At 47.7% G+C, this 4,317-nt stretch carries 4 protein-coding genes; 1 reads left to right on the forward strand and 3 read right to left on the reverse strand.

Annotated elements, in window-relative coordinates; translation table 11 throughout:
- On the reverse strand, nt 1–1,311 hold a 1,311-nt coding region (locus ABEA58_RS14010; protein ID WP_345552485.1), incomplete at its 3' end, for a hypothetical protein.
- A 1,269-nt stretch (nt 1,312–2,580) separates the two neighbouring features.
- On the opposite strand from ABEA58_RS14010, the gene ABEA58_RS14015 reads away from it, so the two are divergent.
- Complete coding sequence (locus tag ABEA58_RS14015; protein WP_345552487.1) at nt 2,581–3,051, forward strand: YbbD-related protein; 471 nt, start codon at nt 2,581–2,583, stop codon at nt 3,049–3,051.
- 35 nt (nt 3,052–3,086) lie between these two features.
- Here ABEA58_RS14015 and ABEA58_RS14020 read toward each other — a convergent pair whose 3' ends face one another.
- The gene (locus tag ABEA58_RS14020; RefSeq protein ID WP_345552489.1) at nt 3,087–3,464 is read right to left on the reverse strand and encodes a hypothetical protein; all 378 of its coding nucleotides are present in this window, start codon (nt 3,462–3,464) and stop codon (nt 3,087–3,089) included.
- A gap of 183 nt (nt 3,465–3,647) precedes the next feature.
- Nucleotides 3,648–4,317: RHS repeat-associated core domain-containing protein (locus ABEA58_RS14025; protein WP_345552491.1), on the reverse strand; the 670-nt coding region annotated here is incomplete at its 5' end.

Raw genomic sequence — 4,317 nt, forward strand, 5'->3', positions numbered from 1 at the left:
CGCATCGTAGCCGAAGTGATATTCAATACCCGCAAAACTTAAACCGGTAATCTGGCCACGGCTATTGCGGGCAAACATCTGCTGCTCGCCCGCCACATCCAGCCCGGCAATTTCCCCCTCCTCGCTGTAGCTTAAGGCAATGGTGCGCCCCTGGTCGGTGGCGCTCAGACGGCGACCGGCAGCGTCACAGGTAAAGCTGCTGGCAGTGCCATCGCTGCCGCTGACACTGGCCAGTTGGTTATTTGCGGTATAAGTGTAGCTATAAGTAATGCCAGGTATTTCCAATTGCCGGCGGCGCTTTGCCATATCGTAGAGACTGATAATCTGCTCGCCATTGGGGGTCACTTTCTGTGACGGGAGGTTATCCACACGATATGCATAACGGATCTGACTGCCATCGGGGCGTTTTTCCGTGATCATGCGGCCATAGCCGTCATAAGCAAACTCGGTGCGGAAGCCCTTGGGGTCGACCACTGCGCGCAGGCGCCCGGCTGGCCCGTACTCGAAGCGACTGGTGTTGCCCTCGCCATCTATGGCCGCCACCTGTCGCCCCTTGGCATCGTAAACCGCGGATTGCCGCTCACCGCCGGGCAGGATCGTCAGGGTGCGCCTCCCCAGTGCGTCGTATTCAAAAGCGGTGGTACGCTGTTCAGAATCCGTCAGGGAGGCGATCTGACCCATGGGGGTATAGGTCAGTTGCACGCTATTCCCCAAGGGGTCTGTCGCCCGCAGGAGATCTCCGCCAGCACTCCACTCCATCCGCGAGACCTGGCCGGCGGGATCGGTAATCGTCAGTGGGTTGCCGCGCTCGTCGTAGCTGTAGACCAGTTTCCGTCCACCAGGACTGGTCACCGTCTGTGGCCAGGGCTTGTCAGCTTCGTAGGTGTAGGTGGTGGTTTCCCCCAGTGGGTTGGTGCTTGACAGTAAGCGGCCCTGGGCATCGTAGCTGCTCAGCCACACCTGCCCGGCCGGGTCGGTCACCTTGGTGGGATTGCCATTGCTGTCGAACTCGTAGGCCGTGGTCAGCCAGCTGCTGCTGGCGGCACGGATGCGCCTCTGGGTAATAATCTGATCTGCGTTGTAAACAAACTGCCAGTTGGTTCCGCTGCTGTCGGTCTTGGTGGCGGTTCGCGTAGTGGTGTTATAGCTGTACTGAAAGCGGTTTTGCCCCTCGGTATAGCTGGCAACTTTGCTGCCATTGTAAGTCACCTCGGTGACCACCACACCGCTGGCATCGATGATGCGCGTCAGGTGCTGGTAGACCTGCTTATCAACGGGGTTGGTCCAGGCCTGGTATTCGTAACGGCGCATAATTTTACTCTGACCCCAATTTTGCACAGCATCTCGGTATTTTTCCTATACATCTATAGTAATGGGAGCTGGTTCTTATGGCCTCTCGGCCATAGAATATTCTCAGGCATACGAGGTTCGTGATTATGGTACGATGAGATCAGCTGCCACGACCGCATTCTACAGAGCGTTAATGATGTCTCCACCTCACATATTTACATTACCAGTTGGTCTTGTTGGTCTTTATGTCACTAATAAAAATTAAAGCAAGTTAAAATATGAAAAGTATACTATACAAATTCATCTTGCTGAGTTATGGAAGGATATATAGAGATGTTGTACAAAGTGAGGGCTCAGCTAATTCTGCTAGATTCTCGGCAATCGTGCAGCTCTCTCTATTGTTCACTCTCAACTTTTTAACAATTCTTTTAGTATTACCTTCGTATATTCGAGATTTTTTATCCTATTTTTTCATTTTATTTGGTGTGAAATTTTCAATAGAAGAGGGCTTGCTTTGCATTATAGGTGCGCTGTCATTTTTTTTTATTAGTTCAGTTTCGAAAAATTATCGTTGGGAATGTGAAAGTAAATATTGCTCGGAATCATTTTATATTCCGAAGTGTGTCAGCCTCTATCCATACTTTGTGTTTATTGCATTGGCGATTTCAATAGCTTTCAATGGAAATAGAATATATGAGTAATGAATAATTGGGTCAGAGTAAAATTATGGCGTGTGATGCTTTGAGCTGAATCTACTCAGGCAGGTGAGGTTATGCAGCTTGATGCTGTTTAAAATCAAGCAGTAAAAAATTTTCAGCCCCTATTGTTGGAGCGGTTGGATTCCCCATTTCCGTGAATGGGTTGCTGTAATAATTGGGGTCCGAGTAAAAATAAGGCGTAGAATCCCGCTGAACATCTCTTGCTGGCCACAGGTATTTTTCAGGCCTCTCACTGTAACCTGAAAAAGAGATTATAAAAAGTAGGGGGAAATCCCTGAGGGGATTTCTCAGGGCCGAGCAGAAAAAATAGGCGTCATAATTTTACTCTGACCCCAACTCTTCAATTGGTTACAATAGAAATAATTAGGGTCAGAGTAAAATTAAGGCGTAGAATCCCACTGAACATCTCTTGGGGGCCATAGGCAATTTTTCAGGCCAATCACTGTGACCTGAACAAGAGGTTATAAAAAGATGAGGAAAATCATCGATGGGGATTCTCAGGATCGGAAAGAAAAAATAGGCGTCATAATTTTACTCTGACCCCATTTTTTCGCAATTTATGTTTATATCAATGAAAATAAAATACATTGGATGGGTGGTGCTGTCCCTGTTTTTGGTGGGAGTTGTAGTCTTGTACTTATCTGTGCGATTCGAAATTACCGAATCCTCTTACGATACATATGAAGAAATTGCGTCTATTCCTAAAATATTTGAGTCTGGCTGGATTCCAATTTGGCTACCGAAGACAGCATTCAAAATAAAGGAATCACACGACATCGATACTAATGAAGCATGGATAGCATTCAATTTTTTATCATCTGATGAGTTTTATAAAAACTGTCAAGTGGTGAAAAATAAGGACATTTCATTGCCAAATAAAACTCAGGTGAGCAAGTTCCCAAACTTTGTTGGTGATTTGGTTATGGCAGTGAAAGACAACACTCTGATCTTTTATCGGTGCGATGATAGCTCCAATCGCGTTCTGGCTGTCGATCATGAGAATCAACGGGCATTCATATGGGTGAACCCATTTGCCAATTGAATCAATTGTGCTGTGCACGCAGCGACTATACCGAGTTAGTCTCTAATTGCTTCAGTTATAGAAACCAAATATTCGAAGTTATCCAAATCCTTGGACTGCCAAAAGTTGGTGTACTCGAATATACGTGCTTTTTCATAAGTTATTGACAGCCTCTGTTTTTTAATCCAGCTTGTCCTTAATCCTACCGTATGGTCGGAAAGGAATACCTGATTTCCAAGGGAATCAGACCCAGTCGGCACAATATATACCTTAAAGGAGTAGTCTGTAGTTGCGCCACAATTAACCTTGGAAACAACTGCTTCAACACGCTTATCCGGTGAAAGTTCACGGCTTACAATTTCGCTACCGCATTTGGATGAGTCACACCCATTTAGTAACAAAAAAGTTATGGTAAGGCTGATTAGTTTATTCATGGGTGCCCCGGACATCTGGCTCTTGGTGGAGTAGTAGAATAATCCCAGTAACACCCACTTGGGTTTGGCGAACTCCAACTGGGTGGATTTTGTCGGCAAGATGAACCATCATCCCAACTATCATAATAGCCATCATCGAAATCATATCTACCTTCATCTATCCATCGTTGGTCGCGCGGGTCATCACCGTACGGCGATCCTCCCCACCAACTCCCCCAATTTGAGTTGCTTGTACCCTTGCGCCCAACCAGCAGCGCGATTTAGTACGTTGCCGGGAAATCCAGCAGCTCGCCCAGTTAGTCCATAGTTATAGTTTCCAAAAGCTTCATACTGAGATCCTTGCTGTTTGTAGTCCCACCTGCCTCCATTTCTAACAGCGTCATAGAATTCAAATGGAGACATATTGCTCGCTTCAGCGATGTTTTGCTGGATATTTACACCCGGAGGGATATTGCTCGGTGGTACAAGTCCCAGCGGATCAGTGTACATCAACGGGTTGCCGCCCACGTAGGCGTAAGTGTTTAGCCCACCGCGAAGCCCAATGGGATCACTTTGCACATATCGTCCAAGACTGGGGTCATAGTCCCGAAAAAAGTTGTAATAGGCTCCCGATTCCTGATCCGCATACTGTCCCGGAAATCTCAGATTTAGAACAACCCGATTCCCGTCCCCGTCCAGATCCTCATGCACCTGCGACTCACCGTAGGGGCTCATCACCTGCGCCCAGACACTGTTGCCGGACAGGTCCATCATCACTTTGGGCGTGCCCAGGTAATCGCTGCCAACCGTATAGTGGTTGCCGCCTTCGGAGTAGCTCACCGGGGCGTAACCGCCGGCGTAACGATAGCGCCGC

Origin of the sequence: Microbulbifer aestuariivivens (assembly GCF_039545115.1) — a bacterium.
GTDB classification, from domain to species: Bacteria; Pseudomonadota; Gammaproteobacteria; order Pseudomonadales; family Cellvibrionaceae; genus Microbulbifer; species Microbulbifer aestuariivivens.

Coding starts and splice junctions, on each gene's coding strand:
- ABEA58_RS14020 (WP_345552489.1), bottom strand. CDS start 3,464: ATGAATAAACTAATCAGCCTTACCATAACTTTTTTGTTACTAAATGGG.
- ABEA58_RS14015 (WP_345552487.1), top strand. CDS start 2,581: ATGAAAATAAAATACATTGGATGGGTGGTGCTGTCCCTGTTTTTGGTG.